We start from the raw sequence: 16,873 nt of genomic DNA, 5'->3' as shown, positions 1-16,873 counted from the left end.
TATGAATTAAACTTTTCTTAGTAAAAGTAGTGCTTTGTAAAGCGGCACCTTCCCCAATCAATTAATTTACCAGTGAAGCTCCATTACGCTTATCGCGCACCAGTTGGAGAGTAAGCAACCATTCCCGCTTTCTCAGCTTTGGGTATCCTCGTGATTTCAACCACTAACTCAAGCACCGCACGGCACCACATCCCTACGTTTCATCAAGCAACGTAAAATCAAAAAAAACCATTTCAGCAGGATGTCACGAAACGAGCGGACCAGCTGGCCCGCTCGTTTCGTGACATCCTACACCTCAAAGTGCGGCCGGTCCTTAAACCCCGGCCAGTCCCCGCTCCAATGCACCCGCGCATCCGCCGCCTTCATCAGCTGCGCAAACTTGCTCAGCAGCAGCCCCGACCACGACACCTTGAGGTGGTCGGGTGAAGCAGGACAGAACTGGGCCTTACCTTTCTTTTCTGATGGCCACCCCTCCCAAACCGACCAAGCGGCGCACCTATGACGCGGCCTTTCGCGCCGAAGCCCTGCGTCTAGCCAGCGAAAGCCGCTCGACGCGGGCCGCCGCTCGGGCCTTGAATAGCAATCCCAAGCTGCGCTACCAGTGGCAGCAAGTCGCGCAAACACCGGTGGCGGCCGCCGCTGGGGCCAGCCTGGACCCGGCTACCGCCGCCGAATGGCGCCAGTGGCGGGCCCTGGCCCGACGGCAGGCGCAGGCGCTGGAAATTTTAAAAAAAGCCGTCGCCATCTCCTCCGTGACCAGCGACCCATGAGCCGCTACCGTTTCATCGACCGGCACCGCTCCAGCTACCCAGTGCGTCGCCTCTGTCAGGTGCTAAGCGCAGCGCCCAGCCGCTACTACGCGTGGCAGCAGCGCCAGCAGCGGACGGGCGAGCCGCAAGCGCCGGCATGGGAAAGCGCGCTGGACCAGCCGTTTGCCGTGCATAAAAAGCGCTACGGCACCCGTCGGTTACGGGTGGCTTTACGCCCGCAGGGCCACCGGGTGGGTCGCCGGGCCCTGTGCACAGCCATGCGCCGCCGGGGTCGCCGGGCCTTGCCGCCCAAGGCCTACACGCCCCGCACCACCGATTCCACGCCTGGGCTGCGCTGTGCGCCCAACCGCTTGCGCGACTAGCCGCCCATCGCACAAGCCAACCGCGTGTGGGTGAGCGACAGCACGTACTGGCCGCCGGCCAGTGGCACGTGGGCCTATTGGTGTGCTTTCCAGGACGTGGCCAGCAAGCAGGTCGTCGGCTGGCACGCGATGGCCACCAGGCCCGAAGAGCTGATTACCACGGCCTGGCAGCGGGCGCTGCTCGCCCAGCCGCCTGCTGCTGGCGTAATCGCCCATTCCGACCGCGGCGGCCAGTACTGCGGCAACGCCCACCGGGCCCTGCTACACCGGCATTAAGCGCTGCGCTCGCAGCGCCGCCGCGGCGCGTGCTACGATAATGCCCAGGCCGAAAACCGATTAAAGGTTTTGGGAGCCGCTGGTCCCGCTTTAAGACCGAGGAGCTGGAACGCCGCGAGTGGCCCGTGTTCACCGACCTGGCCGATGCCCAAGCCAGCGCGGCTACTTATATTGACTACTGCAATCACGAGCGCCTGCACGCCAGCCTCGATTATCAGTTCCCCTATCTCGCTCATCAACAGCTTCTTTCTTCAACTGCCCTAAACTGTCCCGCTTAATCGGACCACCTCATTTGTACCCGCCCAGCACCCCAATTACCACGTCGTCCGCTGTCGGCGCCACGGCCAACGAGGCCTTCAGTGTCTGGTCAACCAGCACCGGCCCGTTGAGCGGCAAGCTGCCCAGCGGCACCGCAACGGCCCCTTGCGCAATGGCACCCGTCTCGAAATTGATGGCCGCCGAGCCGAGCATCAGCTCGAAGTGCGTTGCGCCCTGCGGAGCGGCCACGTCGGTCAAGCCGTTAAGGCTGGACAAGCTGATGGTCAAGTCCGCGCCGGCCGCGTCCGTCGTGTACGAGCCGAAGAACACTTGGCTCAGCGAGGCCGAAGCGTTGAAGTCGAAGCCCACCAGCTCCAGGGCGTTGTCCTTGTCCATCACCCGGGCCCCGCGGTCGTTGGTCTCGTCCATCCCGATGATGGCGCGGGTCTTTTGCGTCAAGCGCGAAACCATCAACGAGTCGCTGGCCGTGCTGATGAGCGTGCGCAAGGCCGTGCGAATGAGCTTGCCCGCCGTGCCGGCGCGGCCAAACTCGCTGGCGTTTTCGCGGGTGCGGGCCAGGCTGGCCGCGCTGTTGAATGCCGCCTTGTTCGACGCCTGTTTCTGGCGGACCGTGCCGTTGCGGGCGAACACCAGGCCCCCCACGGTGCCCTGCAAGCCTAAAATACCATTTTGTGAAGCCATAACTGAAAAGAATAAAAGGGTGAAAAATAGGTTTGGCTGCTCTTGTGAGCGGCTCAGTTACCAGGAGCAGCCCGCCCCGTAACGCCGCTTGTTTTTATAGTCCAGCCCCCGCCACACCTTGGGCGGCACGGCCCCTACGGCCCCGCATTTCCACAGGCCGCGCCCCGCCGCCTGGGCTTGCGCTTGCTGCGCCGCCCGCCCGGCCACCGTGTGCGCGGGGTCGTAGGCCCACGCCCAGCCGCGTACCACCAGCAGCGAGTCCAGGGCCCCGGCCCCGCGGCCCCGGGCTCCCGCCGCCGGCAGGGTCAAGCTGCCCAGCGTGCGCCCGTACAGGTCCAGGCCGTGCCGCCGCAGCTGCACCGGCCGGCCCACCGGCAGCAAGGCCGCCACCGAGTCGGTAGCCTGCGCGCCGAACGCCTGGTCGTGCTCCGGCGCGTCCGCGCCCAGCAGCCGGACCCGGACCCGCTGCCCGCCCGCCACCACGTCGTAGGTGTCGGCGTCCACCACCCGCGCTACGCGGGCTGCTTCCGCCAGCGGCACCGGTTTTAGGGCCCCGCTGGCCCCGCCCAGGGCCGCCAACAAGGCCAGGCCGCTGCCCACTAAAAAGTGCTGTTTCGCGTTCATGGGCCGAACCTAGCGCGCCGTTTCGCCGGTTGTATCTTCGCTGACCACCTTGACCCCAATCGGCCCCGTTATGCCCCAGGTTTGCATCTACCCCAAGGACGCGGCCCGCCTCACCGGCACCCAGTACACTACCGGCAAGTGCCTGCTCCAGCGCATCCGCACCAAGCTCGGCAAGCCCGTGCGCGCCTACGTCTCGGTCGCCGAGTTCTGCGCCTTCACCGGCCTGCCCGTGGCCGAAGTCAGCGCCGCCCTGAACGGCCCAACGGGCGGGCCCGACCCGGCGCGTTAGCCCCCAGCAAAAGGTAGGCTAGAGCTAGGCTAGAGTTACCCTCGCCCTACGCTGCCGCTGCCTCGGTAGGCCCTAACTCGACATGGATTGAGCGCGGATTTTCGTGCCGTAGTCTCAAGCTTCGCTACCTGCTGCCCGAACCATCATGCGGTTTTTTTGCTGCTATTTACCCCCTATGCTAAATAATGAATAGCCGCACGCTTCTGCTGATTTTGTTGCTGTCCAGCTGCTTCCGGCCGCTGGTAGCCCAAACCCGAAAGCCGGATGACAAGGCCCTCATCATGGCCATGCGCACGGCCTCGAACGCGGCCATTGCCCGGCACGAGGTTGACGGCATCGCCCGGTATTGGCTGCCCGATTTCGTGCAGGTGGGGGGCAACGGCGGCTACAAAACCGGCAAAGACTCGGTCGTGGCCGGGTGGCAGAAAGCGTTCCGGCTGCATCCCGACGTGGTGTACGTGCGCAGCCCCCAACGCATTGCCGTGAACCCCAACGGCCTGCTGGCCTGGGAAACCGGGACCTGGGTCGGCTCCTGGAGCCAGGGCGGCTCCTTTAAGGGAGGCGGCAACTACTCGGCGATGTGGCGTAAAAAGGACAAGGAGTGGCAGTTGCAGGCCGAGCTCTACGTTACCTTACAGTAAGGGCCTGCGGCGCGATGGCTCAGGCCGCTGGGCTAGGAATATAGGAAGGCAGTACCTCGTCCGTCAGTGACGCCCAAAAAAAGGTCCGGCTTGGGCTATACCGAGGCCAGATCTTTTTCGTGTTCCTGCCCACCAGCGCCTACGCCACCGCCATTTCAATTATGCAAGCCGAGTTGGCCACTGCGCAGGTTCGTGCGCCGGCCCTACTCGCCGAGCCAGCTGGGCGCGTGCGGGGCCGGCTGTGGGGGCAGGGGCACGGTAACGGCGGCCTCGGCCGCCGACTCGGCCTGCATCTGGCCTTTATCTAGTCAGCGGCTGGCCGGCAGCGCGTCGTGGGCGGCCGCGGTGGCCGCGTCAGCGTAGTAGTTGAGCACCGTAATCACGTCGTAGAGGTAGGTGCCGGGCTTGGCCTTCACCCGCTGCTGCTTCTCGTTCCAGTCCGCCGGCTGGCACTTCTGGCCGCTGCTCAGGCGCAGGCGCTGCCCGTCCCAGCAAAAGGTGAGCTGAATGCGGGCCAGGCCCTTTTTACTTAGGCGCTCGGCGAGCAGCTGGCGGGTGACTTCCATAGGCCCGCAAGGTAGGTTGGGAGCCCATAAATCATGTATTTACGGGCTCCCAACTTATCATTCTATCGCGAACCAAGAATGCAGCCGCCAGCTCCTAAAATAGCCGCATCGCCAGTCAATGTTTGCAGCTCTTGGCTGCCTAACACACCCAAAGCACAATAATTTAAGCTGAGCGCTTCTGCAATCAGGTACATGGAAGCAATGAGGGCTCCTACGTCGCGCCAGATTAAGCTAAGCTCATGGGTGTATTTCGCACTGACCTTCTCTGGCCGGGCCGCGAACCAAATCAACGTACCAGAGCCAGCGTTCAGAACTTCCTGGCTGTAGGTTAGAAAAGCAGCTATGTTTTCTTCTGCTGCATCCAATTTGCACAAAGCATGAGCAATAGGATCGTATACACTAACTGACTCTTCGTGTACGTCAATTACGATCAGATCAATTGGGTATAGCCCGCCAGCCGAAGGAACATAGCGGTGCTGGCAAAAAAGGTTGTGCGGTCCCTGGTTAAGCGACAATGCCTTGGCACTGTACCATAGAAAAGCGGCTAGCTTCTCGTCTGGCACGTGTGCAAAACTGCGTCTGGAGGCCCGCGCAGCCAGCACCTTGAAAAAGGATTTATTTGCTTTGATCTCCGGCTTGGGTAAGTAATACTTGCCAGCTGTTTTGTAGAGGATGCTACTAGTAGGATAAATCTAGTATCTTGTCGGGTAAAATGACCTGACAAATGGCGAAGTATTATGTCTTAGCGCTGAGGGCCGAAGAACAGGCCTCGCTAACGGAACTCGTGCAGCAGCGGCGCGTGGCCAGCGCCCGGCTTGTGCGGGCTCAGTGCCTGTTGGCCGTAGCTACAAACGGCTTGAACTGGAGCGACACCCAGACTAGCCAAGCCTACGGCGTGAGTACGCGCACCCTGGAGCGCCTGCGCCAACGCGCCTGCGAGGCGGGCGTGGAGGCCGCCCTGCTGGGGCAGCCCCGCCAGCAGTGGCCGGCCAGTAAGTACACCGGGGAGGTGGAGGCGCACCTGGCCGCGGCGGCCTGCTCCACCCCGCCCGAAGGGTACGCCCACTGGACATTGCGCTTGTTGGCCGCTCACCTGGTCACGCTGCAGGTGCTGCCCGAGGCCAGCCCGGCGATGGTGGGGCGGGTACTAAAAAAAATGCGTTACAGCCCTGGAAGCGACAGATGTGGGTGATTCCACCCGCTCAGAACGCGGCCTTCGTCTGCGCCATGGAACGGGTGCTTGACGTCTACCAACGCCCGTACGACCCAGCCCAGCCAGTCGTGTGCCTGGATGAGTCGCCCAAGCAATTACTACGCGAAAGCCGCGTGCCACTCCCGCTGCCCGATGGCAGCACCCGCTACGACTGCGAGTACCACCGCCAGGGCGTGGCCCAGGTGTATATGCTGCACGAGCCGCTGGCCGGTCGCCGCCGGGTGCAGGTCGAAGACCGCCATGACCGACTCACGTTTGCCCGGGCGGTAGCCCGCCTGCTGGAGGAGGACTACGCCCAAGCGACGCGCGTGACGCTGGTGCTCGACAATTTGTCGGCGCACCAGCCCGCCGCTTTTTACGAGATTTTTGACCCGGTACGGGCGCACGCCCTGTTGCAGCGCGTGGAATTTGTGTTCACCCCCAAGCATGGCTCGTGGCTCAACATGGCTGAAATCGAGTTTGCCGCCCTGCTCACCCACGGCCTGCCGCAGCGCGTGCCCGACCGGCCGACGCTGGAAGCGCACTGCTACGCTTGGCAACTAGCGCGCAACCAACTGGGGGCACCCACCAACTGGCAGTTTACAACCGAGAAGGCCCGCATCAAACTCAAACGGTTGTACCCGACAACCGGCTAGATTTGACCTACTAGTAACTGGTTTGGGTATTACTCGCAGCCGTGGATCAGCCGGTAGTGAAAGAAGTCCCATAGAGTTCGTGCATGACGTTTCGGTACTTGTTGCACCCCCGGCAATTGCCGCAAGCATAGTCGGCTTTGTGGCAAGAGTGCGCCCAAAATAACAACTCCTCCGGAATTTGCGACGCTCTTACCAACTCAGCAGAGGTCATGGTGATGGCTGGCGCACTTATTTGCAAGTTGCCTTCTTGGTAGGAGAAAGCCTCGTTCATCAGCTCTATAAAGCGCGGCGTGCCGTCTTTGTGAAAGCCGTCGCTAGCGACTGTGCCAATCATAATTTCTGTGGCGCCCATCGTAATGGCTTTTGACGCACAGATTGTGAGTAGCAACTGATTGCGGTATGGCCACCACTCCGAAGCCGGCGCCTGTGGGTCTGGTGCTTTGCCCGATAGGTCCCCGGAGCCGATAGCCCCACAATCTACCTTCAGTAGTTCGTGCGTTATCTCGAGGTGCTTGGCAATCTGCTCAGCCGCCCGTACTTCTCCTTGATAGGGCAGCTGGCCGTAGTCGATGGTAAACGCCAGGTCTGGTCGTAGCCAGTAAGATAAGGCAATGGAATCAATGCCTCCCGACAGCAGTATGGCGCGCTTCATGGCAGCCAGTTGATGGTATAAACGGCCGTCGAGAAGTCATCGCGGATAATGCAGTCTGAACCCGCGAGCATTTTTAAGTTTTCAGGAACTTCGTTTTGCACGAAAGCCACGACCGGCTTGCCTTTGGCGCGCGCATAACCAACCTCGAATAGGGTTCCCGAGTCGAGGCCATCGACAATAGCAAAAACAACGTCGCAATCGTCCAGGGCTTTTAAATCCAGCGGAACCACCTCATCGGCCATCCCGTGCCCTACGTCGTGCAAGGGAGAGAAAACATCGTTGCCCGTCTGGCGTAACGCTTGCCGACTTTCATTGATTAGCCACCTCTCAGCCATCGTGAAAAAGGGGCCAGCCAGATAGATGTTTTTGCGGATATGGCCTGTCGTGGGTAATGGATTTAAGCCTAGAGCCTGAATATCTCCCGCGTTTTTGGGGATGGGTAGTGCCTGGGTTTGACAGTAGAAGGCCGTAGCTAATGAGGCGTTGTTGGCCGCTTCTGCCGGGCTGCTCTTCCGCTCGATCCAATAATGGGCAAAGACGGCGGAGAAGATGTCGCCTGAACCAATTGGCCAGACGCTGCTGGTTTGGTAAGCTGGCACGTGGGTCCGGCCACTGGCAGTAAAAACGGTGGCCCCCGCTGAACCTTGCTTAATGACCACCACTTCGACGCCATGGGCCAGTAAGTATTCGCCTATGTCATCAACGTGCTGAAGCTTCGTCAGCTGGCGGCCCTCCCAACTGTTCAAAATGAGAGCCAAATGCTTCGCCGTTGACCCGTTATGGTTGAATGGTAAGGGGTTGTTAGGCGACTGCGGGTCGTAGACCACGTAATCGCCGTGGACCACACTATCGCCCTCTAGTATCCCGTAAACCAAGATGTTTTCGTCCGTTATCCTAAGCGTAGGCTTGTGGGTAAAAAGCTTCTCAATGGAGGGGTAGATATTGGGCACGGCCAGTGGGTGGTTATACACGAAGCGCACGGTGGCGGTGATGGCCGTCGCCATCACCGCCACCCCCGATGCACCCGCTTTTGCTTCCAGCTCGCGCCGTTCGTCCTGGCCAATGAAGGTGTGGTATTGGATACCATCGGATAGCGCGGGACAGCGCTACTGCCGCCCGCAATCCTGAGCCGTATAGCTCGTTCCAGGCCGGCTCGTGGCAGATCTCCCGGTAAGTGCCTCCTACGATTGTGAGCATGAGGTGGGGGATTATTGATGGCGAATGTCAACGGTGCACTTGCCCGCGCTGATGCTTTTAACCACTGCTACATAGCTGAAGCCCTGGTTGATGCAATCAATGACGCTTACCACATCCGAGATAATGGTGCCACAAACCGCGCCGGCAGCAGTTTGAATCTCCAAGGCACTGCCCCGGGCAATTACCAGTAGTTCGTCGTTGACCAATAAAGTTGCGATAACAGCAGGGTTGGGAGAGTTCAGTGATTTGGTCAAGTAAATCAAGACGCAGGCATTTGCATCGCCACCGCCGCCACCGCCGCCACCGCCGCCACCGCCGCCACCGCCGCCACCACCACCGCCATCGTTGCCACTTCCGCTATAATTAGGACTGCTAAACATTGTACTTAGATTGAGATGTATTAAAACAGTCCCACCAGTTGGTGCCAGTGGGAGTGCTGCCTGGGAATTAGTGGGTGTTGAGGTACTGGCGCACCTTATCTGCCATCACGCCAACGGCTTTTACCGCTGCGCGAAGCTGGGCTTCGGTGCAGCCGAATTCCTTGCACCAATAGCGGACTTCGTAGTCCTCGTTGACATTTATCCGGCTTCTATCGGCGGGTCCCCGATTGGTGCGATCATCTGACATAAAAAATGGAAAGGAAGAAATGGTCGCGAAGTGCGTGTCGCAACCTCACACGTGTTGAGTACAGCGTTTTAGCGAGCGGTAGAAGAGTGCATAGTGAGACGCCCCAACGTCTCTAATAGTCCGAATGCGCAGACATAGGCTGACCACTAGCCAAAACGGCAGGGCATGAAATCCCAAGCGGCAGTTGCAGTTGGCGCGCAGTGGAGCGCACAGACTATCAATAGCTTATTATAGCCATGGAGTACAATGGGTGGGAAAGGATGTAGCAGCGGTCAGTGCCAGGGGTGACTGGCAGGCAGCAATATACTTGTTTCGTATATACGAGCATCTTTTTTTATGCACGGTCGCTAATAGTGCTGTACCAAATCTGTTGTTACACAGGATTTTATATTTATAGCATTCGGTTAAAAAACAATAAAAAAGCGCCCCTATCGGTACCGGTAGGGGCGCTTTTTTATTATGGAGTATTGCATTTAGTTATCCTTCACTTGCATGTCGATAATAGTTTTAAACTCCTCCGTAATATCATTGGAGTAGATAAGCTTGGCTATCTCCCTATTTGTTAAAAATATTATCTTAAATGCCTTGTTAGAATAGCGTATCATTTCATCCAAAGAGGTTCTCTTGAATGAACTTGCCGTAATAACAATACCTAAGTTGCAAAGGCCGGCAGCATGTTCCACCTTAGAGACAAACTGAATGATTTGATTTTTGTCAATAGGGCCTGCAGTATTTTTGCATTCAACTAAAATATATTGCTTAAATTTTGAAAAAAAGTTGTCTTGAATTTCGTTGCGAATCATTAAATCCACCTCATTCTGACTTCTATCTATAAACCTTTTAGTTATGTGTGGAAATCCAATTTGAGAAAATAGCAGAGATACGAAGTGCTCAAATTTTATTCCTTTTGCATAAGCGTCACTTTCGTTTTTTGCTTCTGCATACAAATCATTTAATGTCTTCTGTGTCAACGAAGGATTAGATTCATAATCTTGAACCGCTTTATCCGTCGTTGCAAGAATACGCTTTTTAAAGGTATCGAACGCTCCTTTTGGAATAACGTCAATCACGCGACCCGAAGCAAATATTTGTGCTACTTCACTTGAGAATTCAGGCAGGAAAGCACTCATAATAATGACTTTTGCAAACGGATTACTTTCTATAATCTGTTTGATAAAGTCGATGCCGTTTCGATTGAAATTATCCATTCGCAAATCGACAATGGCCACCGTGAAATAGAAGTTCTCTATTTGGTATTCGATGTCCTTTTCAGTGGACGCAGTAACAACCTTGAAGCTGGGGCGTTCTGTTTCGAAAGCTTTGGCTAGGTTTTTTGCGCCTATCGCTTCGTCGTCGATGACTAAGATGGAGTGTCGCATTTTAAGGGGAAATTTAACTTGACGGTTGTAGTAAAACCAGCTTCTTCGGTTAATTCAACCTTGCCGTTGATTTGCTTCATGACGTTTGCTACGTGAGCTAATCCTATCCCGCTACCACCTGTGGTAGTAAAGTAAGCTGTAAATACTTTTGGCTTATTCTCGGGAGGTATTCCAATGCCATTATCGCTAATCAGAATAGTTACCGAATTGTCATCGCAAGATAGTGTAATCTGAATCTTTTTGTCTTGGGTGTTGCGTAGAGCAATCTTAGAATTAATAACTATGTTATTAAGAGACTGCACAAGCCAATGGAAATTCTGGCTAATTACGGTCGATTTATCAAGCAAGTACACTACTTTGTAGTGTATGTTTTCGTATTTCAGGTCATGTCTGTGTAAAATACTTATCGAAGACATGAGCCGGACAATTTCAAAAGGCTCAATAACATTGGTGTCTTGCGGAAGACCAATGTTGGTAAACTCATCCAATGAATCTCTCAGCCGGTTGGCACATTCTCTTATGAGTAATATTTCATCCTCAGTGATGGTGTCAACACTTAATTGCGATACTACACCGTCCATGTTGTGGATGGCATTTTTAATGTCGTGACTCGCAAAAGCCGTGAGCAAGGTTGTGAAATTCTCTAATAAGGTTTTTATTAACTGTTTATCAATATTTTGCGTATAAAATAAATGCCTAGTATTTATCATCACACTCGCACAGACCGTCAATATAAAGCAACTACTGGGTTAACGCTTTCCGAATTCGAAAAACTTGCTGTTGCGTTCGAGTTATATTATACCCCTAAAAAGACCTTGTTGCACGCGGGCAAGAAGCCGGTGCTTACGGATAAAAAAGAGGCTTTATTTTTTATTCTGCACTATTTAAAAGCGTATCCAACTTTGTTAAATATGGGCGTTTATTTTAACATCTCTGAGTATGCGGTGAGTCAGTATTTGGAGCTACTTAAACCCTGTTTAAAAGCTGCTTTGCACCAAGTAATGCCGGCTAGTCAAGCAATTTTTGCCAATCAGCGGGCATTCGACGAGTATTTCGCGGGCATAGAAGACTTAGTGATTGATGTGACCGAAATACCAATTGAACGAGCTGCTAATCAAGAAATTCAACGAGAGCACTATAGCGGTAAAAAAAACTTCACACCCTAAAGTTTCTGCTACTTAGCACCCTAGACCGACAAATAAAATTAATCAGTAAGGGCTATAGCGGCAGGCAACAGGATTTTGCCATTTTAAAAGATATGCTAGCCGGTATTTGCTTAAAAAACTATACACTTCATGTTGACCTAGGCTTTCAGGGAATTAAGAATCTGGGCATAAGTGAACGCATTTTCATTCCGTTTAAGGCTAGCAAAAATAACCCGATTAACGCTTGGCAGCGAGCGATAAATCGCCTACTTGCTCGTGAACGGGTAGCCGTAGAAAATGCACTTGCGAAGATGAAATCCTTTTTTATCCTGCGCCAGGAGAACAGAATGAGAAAAAAAGTGAAATTGGAAGAGGTTTTTCAATTGTGTGCAGGCTTAGCTAATTTTAAAAGCCTTAACAACGCATTGATAATCAAACAATAAAAATTCTAATGATTTGTATTTTATATCGTTAGCTAATCTATTCTTCTCGATGGTTTCGCCAAGCCGCTGAATTTTTACACTCAGCTGAGCAATAGTAAGCGGTTTTTTAGTGGGGAGGGAAGGTTTTCGAGCCATTAATTCGCACGGTTATAATTACTGTGCTTGCGCAATTAGTTCTACCACGCTTGCGTAATCCAAATTTGCTACAACAAAGCTGGATTCGGAACCTTGATTTAACCGAATGTGTGTAGTGCCGTCTTCCCTGGTACGCACTTGCACAATGGCATTTGTATTTATCAGTCGTTTTCCATCTGAAGTAGGAACTTCGATAAAATTCTTCATGGTCTGGTCTATAAACGTGAAAAGTAGACGGATGCCCACGATATTGTTTATCATGGGCGTAGCTTCTCATTTAGTAACTAGAAAATAGCTAAGAGCTCCGGCAAGAAATTCTATTCCTTGCCGGAGCTCTTAGCTATTTTCTCAATAAGCTGCTCAATCATTTCAAAAGCTGTTTCGGTAGGTGATTCTTCCACGCGCTTTTTTAGTTCGGCGCTAGGCACGGGCGGAGCTTTTTGTTCTACAAACTTTTTGATAGTGAAGCCAGAACCGTGAATTTGAGCCAAGATGCCCACTACACAATTAATAAAAATATGCTTCGGTTCAGCTTTATTAGGCTCATATAGATGGCCCTTTAGATTATCAATCCTAGCCTTGAATTCAGGAGTATTAAAACTTATTGGCTTATGCTTATGCCCAAATTCATTTCTTATCTTTCTAATAATCTCTAAATCATGCAATGCCAGTTCGCTGATAAGGCCTAGGGCGAAGCACATTTTAATTCTTGCGGAGAAAGAGCCGAGTGGGCCATTGAACTCGAATAGTTGATCGAGCGACTTTTTAGAGCCTACTAATTTAATAGCAAGTAGATCACGAAGTTCTTCATCAAGAAAAGCTGCTGCCATTAAACAGCAGCCCCTATCTGATTCTTTATTCAGCTCGTCCCTAGTGCTGAATACAATAGTCATTTTATCTATTAATGCTTCTGATAGGGGCTTTTTCATAGAATTAATTTGATCGGCCTGCTTTCTCCTTAAGCAAATCGATGGTCTGGTCTTTAGCTGCTATCACGGTATCCTTCATGGCCAGCTGCTCGCGCAGTAGCTCTACTTCCTTCTTATAGCTCTCGACGCTGGCTTTGTATGTATCGCGTTCCTTCTCGCAGTCCGCGATGCTGTAGCTGATGACCCCATGGTTGGTCTGGATGAAGTTCCCCTGGCTGCCCTTTTGGCTTTGCCGATTTTTTTTCTGGGTTTGAGTGAGCGTACCTGGTGCTGGGGCCCCAGGTAGGAAAGGCTCGCCATCACCTGTGATCAGCCACGCCGAATTGACGGTCTCAAATCGGCGCATGATCTTCTCCAGATAGTCTGCTCCTGGCTTTGAGCCTCTATCAAGATAGTTGCGGGTATTAGTGTCTCCTGAGCCTATTGCTGCGCTGAATGCTCTAGCACTCATGCCGAGAGCTTCAATCAGAAATTTTAGTCTCTCATTAATATTGGTTTGCGCCATTTTGTGTTTACAAACTCATTTTTTAAGCACAATTATGATAGCTCAATAGAGCTTATACTTGTATGTTTGTACGACCACTGCGGCAAGTAACGAAGCCTGCCGCGAAGTCACGCAAACACGATGGAAGCTTCTGCTCCCTACGGCTTACCGGCGGATTGCCGGGACCTGGTGGTCCCCGTAGCCGCCTGGCTGGCCCGCACCGGCTTTCAGCAGGTAGAATGCGGCCCGGCCGGGGCCGCGGGCGCCACGGTAGAGGCCCGCTGGGCCGGGGCCGCTGGGCCGGGGCCGCTGGGCCGGGGCCGGGGGGCCGGGGCCGGGGGGCAGGTGTTTCAGCTGCTACTGCACGCCACGGCGGCCGAGGCCCGCTGCCACTTCTGGAGCCGCACCCAGGGTATGGCCTTCACCTGGATGCGGGTGAGCAGCCTAGCTCAGGTGCAGCAGCTGGCCAAAAACGCCTGGTTTCGGCAAGCGCTTCTTCTTGGACCGGGCCGCCCCGCGCGAGCTCGCGCTCGTCAGCACGCAGGCCACGGCCACGGGCGTGCTCCTGAACACCTACCGGCACGTGGGGGCCCTGCGCGCCTAAGGCGGTCGAGCTGCGTGGACAGTAGGTAGCCAGAACGTCCTTGCCCGCCCCTGCCTCAACGACTAGTTGGCCAAGAAGCCTATTTTACCCCGCAATGCTGGCCCCATTCCGCAAGAATCTTCCTCACCTTCTGACAACATGCCCTCACAACCCCTTTCTATCCGTCCCTTTATCGGAGCCAAAGACTTCGCCGTTTCGCGCCGTTTTTACCGCGCTTTCGGTTTCACCGAAGTGGTTCTTTCACCAGTTATGTCGTACTTCTCGCTACTGAGCGTAGGCTTTTACCTGCAGGATGCCTACGTGCAAGACTGGGTTGACAACACCATGCTGTTTTTGGAAGTTGCGGACGTGGAGCAGCATTGGGCGGAACTAGCGGCGCTGGACTTGCCCAGTAAGTACGAGGGCGTACGAATTATGCCTATTCGGCAGGAGGCCTGGGGCAAGGAGGGTTTCGTCATCGACCCCTCTGGCATCTTGTGGCACATCGGCGAGTTTAACAAAGGATAGTCGGCCAAATTCCGTTTGATGTACTCAGCGGTGCCGACTTGGTTCGGAAATTCTCGGGTGTCGCCGCTGTGCTTGCAGTCCCTTAAAAAAGGTACAGTGCTTCGATTCGGTCTTGTAAGTCGCGGTGCTGCTCAAGTCCACGTCCAGGTGTCGCGCCCTGGTTCCATGCGCTATTCCTTTGCCTTCTGCCTGAGTGTTCATTATTCTTGAGCGTTCACTATTTATGAACACTCAAGAATAATGAACACTTTAACTGTCCAGCGCGCCGCGACCAGTACCGTTGGCCGAGCCGCTTACGCGCTCGAGCATTTGATTGGGCAAGTGGTGCGCTTAGATTCCTGGAACGGGTGAATAGCTTCGAATTGGTAGTGCCCGATGGCCATCTTCAGCAGCGGGTGCAGCGGATAGGCCTCGTCGTCGTTGAGGAACGCCACCAAGTTGTCGAGCTTGGCTTCCGCCACGCCCGCGCCCCGGGCGGCGTGTAGATGGCCTTGCCCGCGCGGGGGCCGCTGCCGCCCTGGCGAATAACCACGGCATTGGCATCAAAACAAGTCGAATTAAAGGTTAGCTCCCCAACCTGGCCTCAAAATTACCCCCAAATAACGTCCTACCTTCAAAACAAGGCTGATTCAAGGGTAGCTGCTTTAAGGTTGGCTGCGACTTGGGCCCCAAAGGGCCGGCCCAACCTGTGCCGGCCGACCTCCTGCGTGGGGTACCCAAGTAAAAAGCCCGGCGTTGGCCGTTGCCAAGCCGAGCCTTTCCGTTTTGGGTGCGTGTTTACGCCACCGCTGCCTCAATTACGCAAACCGGGTTGGCCGCCGGGGCCCCACCCGGCGCCGCCGCGCCCCCAAACTCCCAAATCCGCCGCATCTCCTGGTGCTGAAAATCCTCCACTATCTTGGCGTAGAGCATCGTGGTTTGAATCTTGGCGTGGCCCAGCACCTTCTGCAGCACCGCCACCGGCAGCCCCCGCATCAGCGAGAGCACCGCGAACGTGTGCCGCGCCGTGTGCATGCTCACCAGCTCGTGCTTGGGCTGCTGCCGCTTCACCACCTTGCCTTCCTCAATGGTCACCACTTCCACCAGGTCCCGCAGCCCGGCCAGTTGCGCGATGCGCTTCAGGTTGCGGTTCATCACCTGGTTCGACGTCGCCGGCAGCAAGTGGGCCCGCGTCCCGTCGTACTTGTCCAGCAAAGCCGCCGCCGGGGGCGTGAGGTAAATGCTGACCGCCGTGCGCGTTTTGGTCTGCGTTAGCCGCAGGATGCGGCTGCCGTCCCAGGTTTGCACGTTGGCTTGGCTGAGCTCCGTCAAGTCCGAGTGCCGCAGCCCGGTGTAGCAGCAGAACAGGAACGCGTCCCGAGTCGCCACCAGTGCAGAGGGCAGCAGGGCTTTTTCCAGCAAAGCCAGTTCGGCGGCGCTCAGGTACACCTTCTCCACCTCGGCCCAGCGGATCTTCATCTCCCGTGCTTCTACGGCCACTGGCATGCGTCGGTCTTCGCGCACGTAGCGCAGAAAGGCCTTCAAGTGCTTCACCGTTTTGCACACCGTGTTCTGCCCCAGCTTCTTTTTTTCGCGCAGGTAGGCCAAAAACTTGTCGTGCAGGGCCAGGTCGTAATCGCTGAGCAGCAGCTGGCGCCTGAGCACCTTTTCAAACCCGTTCAGGTGGGTGAGGGTGGTGGCCACCGACACCAGCGACTGCGCCAGGTTGCCCCGCGCCTTCAGGGCCGCCTGGTAGTCAGCGTAAAGGTCCGTCAGCATAATTGGGGCCGGCTCCTCCGCTTTGGGCGCCGCCGCTGCCGGCGGAGCGAGTGCCGCTTTTAGCGCCTCAACCGTTACCGCCGCCCCCGCCGAACGCAACTGCCGGTACCGCGCCTGCATCCTTTCGGTCAGCATTTCCAGGTACTCGTTGGCCTCGGTCAAGCCCGGAAAGGGCTTCTTGAATTTGCCTTTCTCGGCGTTCCACTCGGTGCTAAGGCACTTTTCCCGGGTGGCCACGCGCAGCCGCAGCCCGTCGAAGTACGCCCGTAAATGGATGGGGCAGCGCCCCGCGGCATCCGGGCGGTCGGCCCGGCGGTCAAACTGAATGGTCAGCATAAAACGGTTGGTTTGGGGGGTGCAATTGGGAGCGCAATTGGGAGCCAAATCCAGCCAAATCGGGGTACAAATGCCAAATCGTCCAAAAGCAAAAAACCCCTAAAAACCGCTTCTGTTACCAGGGGAGCGACTTTTAGGGGTTTCCGTTACGAACGGTTGCGGTCTGGACGGGACTCGAACCCGCGACCTCCGCCGTGACAGGGCGGCATTCTAACCAACTGAACTACCAAACCGTTTACCGAACTGAAAAACCGTGTGTTTTTCCGTTTTGGTGATACAAAGGTAGGGTAAGAAAATGGGCGTTTGCAAGATGGGAGGCATTTTTTCTCCTTACGGCACCT

Annotated in this window: 28 protein-coding genes and 1 tRNA gene; 12 read left to right on the top strand and 17 right to left on the bottom strand. The window is 55.4% G+C overall.

What is annotated here, in order from left to right; all coding sequences use genetic code 11:
* Nucleotides 1-288: 288 nt before the first annotated feature.
* Nucleotides 289-408: a M15 family metallopeptidase gene (locus AXW84_RS24845; protein ID WP_236943307.1), complete on the bottom strand. Its 120-nt coding sequence runs from the start codon at nt 406-408 to the stop codon at nt 289-291.
* 53 nt (nt 409-461) lie between these two features.
* Between AXW84_RS24845 and AXW84_RS11250 the strand changes: the two genes are divergently transcribed.
* From AXW84_RS11250 to AXW84_RS26530, 4 genes are all read left to right on the top strand, one after another.
* Nucleotides 462-770, top strand: coding sequence for a hypothetical protein (locus tag AXW84_RS11250; protein WP_068232874.1), 309 nt, complete (start codon nt 462-464; stop codon nt 768-770).
* Nucleotides 767-1,132 carry a hypothetical protein gene (locus tag AXW84_RS11245; RefSeq protein WP_157886954.1) on the top strand — a complete coding sequence of 122 codons (366 nt, stop codon included), beginning with the start codon at nt 767-769 and terminating at the stop codon, nt 1,130-1,132. The genes AXW84_RS11250 and AXW84_RS11245 overlap by 4 nt, the downstream gene beginning before the upstream one ends.
* Before the next feature lie 24 nt (nt 1,133-1,156).
* Nucleotides 1,157-1,408: a DDE-type integrase/transposase/recombinase gene (locus tag AXW84_RS11240; protein WP_068232862.1), complete on the top strand. Its 252-nt coding sequence runs from the start codon at nt 1,157-1,159 to the stop codon at nt 1,406-1,408.
* Nucleotides 1,409-1,533: 125 nt separating this feature from the next.
* A complete protein-coding gene (locus AXW84_RS26530) occupies nt 1,534-1,686 on the top strand; it encodes a hypothetical protein (protein WP_442905605.1) in 153 nt (50 codons plus the stop codon).
* A gap of 10 nt (nt 1,687-1,696) precedes the next feature.
* Here the strand turns inward: AXW84_RS26530 and AXW84_RS11230 are convergent, their stop codons facing one another.
* Both AXW84_RS11230 and AXW84_RS11225 read right to left on the bottom strand, forming a co-directional pair.
* Nucleotides 1,697-2,368 (bottom strand): hypothetical protein, encoded by a 672-nt coding sequence (locus AXW84_RS11230; RefSeq protein WP_157886953.1) that lies wholly within the window; start codon nt 2,366-2,368, stop codon nt 1,697-1,699.
* A 57-nt stretch (nt 2,369-2,425) separates the two neighbouring features.
* Nucleotides 2,426-2,992, bottom strand: coding sequence for a thermonuclease family protein (locus tag AXW84_RS11225; RefSeq protein WP_068232855.1), 567 nt, complete (start codon nt 2,990-2,992; stop codon nt 2,426-2,428).
* A 70-nt stretch (nt 2,993-3,062) separates the two neighbouring features.
* Here AXW84_RS11225 and AXW84_RS11220 point away from each other — a divergent pair, with 70 nt between their 5' ends.
* From AXW84_RS11220 to AXW84_RS11210, 3 genes are all read left to right on the top strand, one after another.
* Complete coding sequence (locus AXW84_RS11220; protein WP_068232852.1) at nt 3,063-3,281, top strand: hypothetical protein; 219 nt, start codon at nt 3,063-3,065, stop codon at nt 3,279-3,281.
* Between the two features lie 185 nt (nt 3,282-3,466).
* Nucleotides 3,467-3,922 (top strand): YybH family protein, encoded by a 456-nt coding sequence (locus tag AXW84_RS11215; protein WP_068232850.1) that lies wholly within the window; start codon nt 3,467-3,469, stop codon nt 3,920-3,922.
* 119 nt (nt 3,923-4,041) lie between these two features.
* On the top strand, nt 4,042-4,230 hold the full coding sequence (locus AXW84_RS11210; protein ID WP_068232847.1) for a hypothetical protein: 189 nt from the start codon (nt 4,042-4,044) through the stop codon (nt 4,228-4,230).
* On the opposite strand, the gene AXW84_RS11205 is transcribed toward AXW84_RS11210, so the two are convergent.
* Together AXW84_RS11205 and AXW84_RS23270 are read right to left on the bottom strand one after the other, a co-directional pair.
* Nucleotides 4,231-4,488 (bottom strand): Arm DNA-binding domain-containing protein, encoded by a 258-nt coding sequence (locus tag AXW84_RS11205; RefSeq protein ID WP_068232844.1) that lies wholly within the window; start codon nt 4,486-4,488, stop codon nt 4,231-4,233.
* A gap of 62 nt (nt 4,489-4,550) precedes the next feature.
* Nucleotides 4,551-5,051, bottom strand: a complete 501-nt coding sequence (locus AXW84_RS23270) for a nitroreductase family protein (RefSeq protein WP_071891223.1) — start codon at nt 5,049-5,051, stop codon at nt 4,551-4,553.
* Nucleotides 5,052-5,212: 161 nt separating this feature from the next.
* Here AXW84_RS23270 and AXW84_RS11200 point away from each other — a divergent pair, with 161 nt between their 5' ends.
* Complete coding sequence (locus tag AXW84_RS11200) at nt 5,213-5,680, top strand: helix-turn-helix domain-containing protein (protein ID WP_068227630.1); 468 nt, start codon at nt 5,213-5,215, stop codon at nt 5,678-5,680.
* The gene (locus AXW84_RS11195) at nt 5,671-6,336 is read left to right on the top strand and encodes an IS630 family transposase (RefSeq protein WP_082773621.1); all 666 of its coding nucleotides are present in this window, start codon (nt 5,671-5,673) and stop codon (nt 6,334-6,336) included. Before AXW84_RS11200 ends, AXW84_RS11195 begins: the two co-directional genes overlap by 10 nt.
* A 46-nt stretch (nt 6,337-6,382) precedes the next feature.
* Here the strand turns inward: AXW84_RS11195 and AXW84_RS11190 are convergent, their stop codons facing one another.
* From AXW84_RS11190 to AXW84_RS23265, 6 genes are all read right to left on the bottom strand, one after another.
* The gene (locus tag AXW84_RS11190; RefSeq protein WP_068232841.1) at nt 6,383-6,988 is read right to left on the bottom strand and encodes a 7-cyano-7-deazaguanine synthase; all 606 of its coding nucleotides are present in this window, start codon (nt 6,986-6,988) and stop codon (nt 6,383-6,385) included.
* On the bottom strand, nt 6,985-7,992 hold the full coding sequence (locus AXW84_RS11185) for a PfkB family carbohydrate kinase (protein WP_068232838.1): 1,008 nt from the start codon (nt 7,990-7,992) through the stop codon (nt 6,985-6,987). Before AXW84_RS11185 ends, AXW84_RS11190 begins: the two co-directional genes overlap by 4 nt.
* 204 nt (nt 7,993-8,196) lie before the next feature.
* The gene (locus AXW84_RS24840; RefSeq protein WP_157886952.1) at nt 8,197-8,565 is read right to left on the bottom strand and encodes a hypothetical protein; all 369 of its coding nucleotides are present in this window, start codon (nt 8,563-8,565) and stop codon (nt 8,197-8,199) included.
* Between the two features lie 67 nt (nt 8,566-8,632).
* Nucleotides 8,633-8,812, bottom strand: a complete 180-nt coding sequence (locus AXW84_RS11175; RefSeq protein ID WP_068232832.1) for a DUF3606 domain-containing protein — start codon at nt 8,810-8,812, stop codon at nt 8,633-8,635.
* 473 nt (nt 8,813-9,285) lie between these two features.
* A complete protein-coding gene (locus AXW84_RS11170) occupies nt 9,286-10,191 on the bottom strand; it encodes a response regulator (protein ID WP_068232830.1) in 906 nt (301 codons plus the stop codon).
* Complete coding sequence (locus AXW84_RS23265; RefSeq protein ID WP_071891221.1) at nt 10,173-10,901, bottom strand: sensor histidine kinase; 729 nt, start codon at nt 10,899-10,901, stop codon at nt 10,173-10,175. Before AXW84_RS23265 ends, AXW84_RS11170 begins: the two co-directional genes overlap by 19 nt.
* On the opposite strand from AXW84_RS23265, the gene AXW84_RS11165 reads away from it, so the two are divergent.
* Both AXW84_RS11165 and AXW84_RS11160 read left to right on the top strand, forming a co-directional pair.
* Nucleotides 10,884-11,357, top strand: coding sequence for a transposase family protein (locus tag AXW84_RS11165; protein ID WP_068228700.1), 474 nt, complete (start codon nt 10,884-10,886; stop codon nt 11,355-11,357). The genes AXW84_RS23265 and AXW84_RS11165 overlap by 18 nt on opposite strands.
* Nucleotides 11,358-11,362: 5 nt before the next feature.
* Nucleotides 11,363-11,779: a transposase family protein gene (locus tag AXW84_RS11160; protein WP_082773676.1), complete on the top strand. Its 417-nt coding sequence runs from the start codon at nt 11,363-11,365 to the stop codon at nt 11,777-11,779.
* 153 nt (nt 11,780-11,932) lie between these two features.
* Here the strand turns inward: AXW84_RS11160 and AXW84_RS24835 are convergent, their stop codons facing one another.
* From AXW84_RS24835 to AXW84_RS11150, 3 genes are all read right to left on the bottom strand, one after another.
* Nucleotides 11,933-12,121 carry a hypothetical protein gene (locus AXW84_RS24835; RefSeq protein WP_157886950.1) on the bottom strand — a complete coding sequence of 63 codons (189 nt, stop codon included), beginning with the start codon at nt 12,119-12,121 and terminating at the stop codon, nt 11,933-11,935.
* A gap of 110 nt (nt 12,122-12,231) precedes the next feature.
* Complete coding sequence (locus AXW84_RS23260) at nt 12,232-12,843, bottom strand: MltR family transcriptional regulator (RefSeq protein ID WP_082773835.1); 612 nt, start codon at nt 12,841-12,843, stop codon at nt 12,232-12,234.
* Nucleotides 12,844-12,847: 4 nt separating this feature from the next.
* Nucleotides 12,848-13,348 carry a transcriptional regulator gene (locus AXW84_RS11150; RefSeq protein WP_068232825.1) on the bottom strand — a complete coding sequence of 167 codons (501 nt, stop codon included), beginning with the start codon at nt 13,346-13,348 and terminating at the stop codon, nt 12,848-12,850.
* Between the two features lie 832 nt (nt 13,349-14,180).
* Between AXW84_RS11150 and AXW84_RS11145 the strand changes: the two genes are divergently transcribed.
* Nucleotides 14,181-14,438, top strand: a complete 258-nt coding sequence (locus AXW84_RS11145; RefSeq protein WP_236943306.1) for a hypothetical protein — start codon at nt 14,181-14,183, stop codon at nt 14,436-14,438.
* Between the two features lie 293 nt (nt 14,439-14,731).
* Here the strand turns inward: AXW84_RS11145 and AXW84_RS23255 are convergent, their stop codons facing one another.
* From AXW84_RS23255 to AXW84_RS11135, 3 genes are all read right to left on the bottom strand, one after another.
* Entirely contained in the window at nt 14,732-14,899 is a 168-nt protein-coding gene (locus tag AXW84_RS23255; RefSeq protein WP_236943305.1) for a Fic family protein, read from the bottom strand.
* A 316-nt stretch (nt 14,900-15,215) separates the two neighbouring features.
* A complete protein-coding gene (locus AXW84_RS11140; RefSeq protein WP_068232819.1) occupies nt 15,216-16,532 on the bottom strand; it encodes a site-specific integrase in 1,317 nt (438 codons plus the stop codon).
* A gap of 159 nt (nt 16,533-16,691) precedes the next feature.
* Nucleotides 16,692-16,765 (bottom strand) — tRNA-Asp (locus tag AXW84_RS11135).
* Nucleotides 16,766-16,873 lie beyond the last annotated feature (108 nt).

The organism is Hymenobacter sp. PAMC 26628 (assembly GCF_001562275.1).
Taxonomy (GTDB): domain Bacteria; phylum Bacteroidota; class Bacteroidia; order Cytophagales; family Hymenobacteraceae; genus Hymenobacter.
This window is presented reverse-complemented; position numbering and strand designations above follow the sequence as displayed.

Coding starts and splice junctions, on each gene's coding strand:
- AXW84_RS11250 (WP_068232874.1), top strand. CDS start 462: ATGGCCACCCCTCCCAAACCGACCAAGCGGCGCACCTATGACGCGGCC.
- AXW84_RS11245 (WP_157886954.1), top strand. CDS start 767: ATGAGCCGCTACCGTTTCATCGACCGGCACCGCTCCAGCTACCCAGTG.
- AXW84_RS11230 (WP_157886953.1), bottom strand. CDS start 2,368: ATGGCTTCACAAAATGGTATTTTAGGCTTGCAGGGCACCGTGGGGGGC.
- AXW84_RS11225 (WP_068232855.1), bottom strand. CDS start 2,992: ATGAACGCGAAACAGCACTTTTTAGTGGGCAGCGGCCTGGCCTTGTTG.
- AXW84_RS11220 (WP_068232852.1), top strand. CDS start 3,063: ATGCCCCAGGTTTGCATCTACCCCAAGGACGCGGCCCGCCTCACCGGC.
- AXW84_RS11215 (WP_068232850.1), top strand. CDS start 3,467: ATGAATAGCCGCACGCTTCTGCTGATTTTGTTGCTGTCCAGCTGCTTC.
- AXW84_RS11205 (WP_068232844.1), bottom strand. CDS start 4,488: ATGGAAGTCACCCGCCAGCTGCTCGCCGAGCGCCTAAGTAAAAAGGGC.
- AXW84_RS11200 (WP_068227630.1), top strand. CDS start 5,213: ATGGCGAAGTATTATGTCTTAGCGCTGAGGGCCGAAGAACAGGCCTCG.
- AXW84_RS11195 (WP_082773621.1), top strand. CDS start 5,671: ATGTGGGTGATTCCACCCGCTCAGAACGCGGCCTTCGTCTGCGCCATG.
- AXW84_RS11190 (WP_068232841.1), bottom strand. CDS start 6,988: ATGAAGCGCGCCATACTGCTGTCGGGAGGCATTGATTCCATTGCCTTA.
- AXW84_RS11185 (WP_068232838.1), bottom strand. CDS start 7,992: ATGGCGACGGCCATCACCGCCACCGTGCGCTTCGTGTATAACCACCCA.
- AXW84_RS24840 (WP_157886952.1), bottom strand. CDS start 8,565: ATGTTTAGCAGTCCTAATTATAGCGGAAGTGGCAACGATGGCGGTGGT.
- AXW84_RS11175 (WP_068232832.1), bottom strand. CDS start 8,812: ATGTCAGATGATCGCACCAATCGGGGACCCGCCGATAGAAGCCGGATA.
- AXW84_RS11170 (WP_068232830.1), bottom strand. CDS start 10,191: ATGCGACACTCCATCTTAGTCATCGACGACGAAGCGATAGGCGCAAAA.
- AXW84_RS11165 (WP_068228700.1), top strand. CDS start 10,884: ATGCCTAGTATTTATCATCACACTCGCACAGACCGTCAATATAAAGCA.
- AXW84_RS23265 (WP_071891221.1), bottom strand. CDS start 10,901: ATGATAAATACTAGGCATTTATTTTATACGCAAAATATTGATAAACAG.
- AXW84_RS24835 (WP_157886950.1), bottom strand. CDS start 12,121: ATGAAGAATTTTATCGAAGTTCCTACTTCAGATGGAAAACGACTGATA.
- AXW84_RS23260 (WP_082773835.1), bottom strand. CDS start 12,843: ATGAAAAAGCCCCTATCAGAAGCATTAATAGATAAAATGACTATTGTA.
- AXW84_RS11150 (WP_068232825.1), bottom strand. CDS start 13,348: ATGGCGCAAACCAATATTAATGAGAGACTAAAATTTCTGATTGAAGCT.
- AXW84_RS11145 (WP_236943306.1), top strand. CDS start 14,181: ATGTCGTACTTCTCGCTACTGAGCGTAGGCTTTTACCTGCAGGATGCC.
- AXW84_RS11140 (WP_068232819.1), bottom strand. CDS start 16,532: ATGCTGACCATTCAGTTTGACCGCCGGGCCGACCGCCCGGATGCCGCG.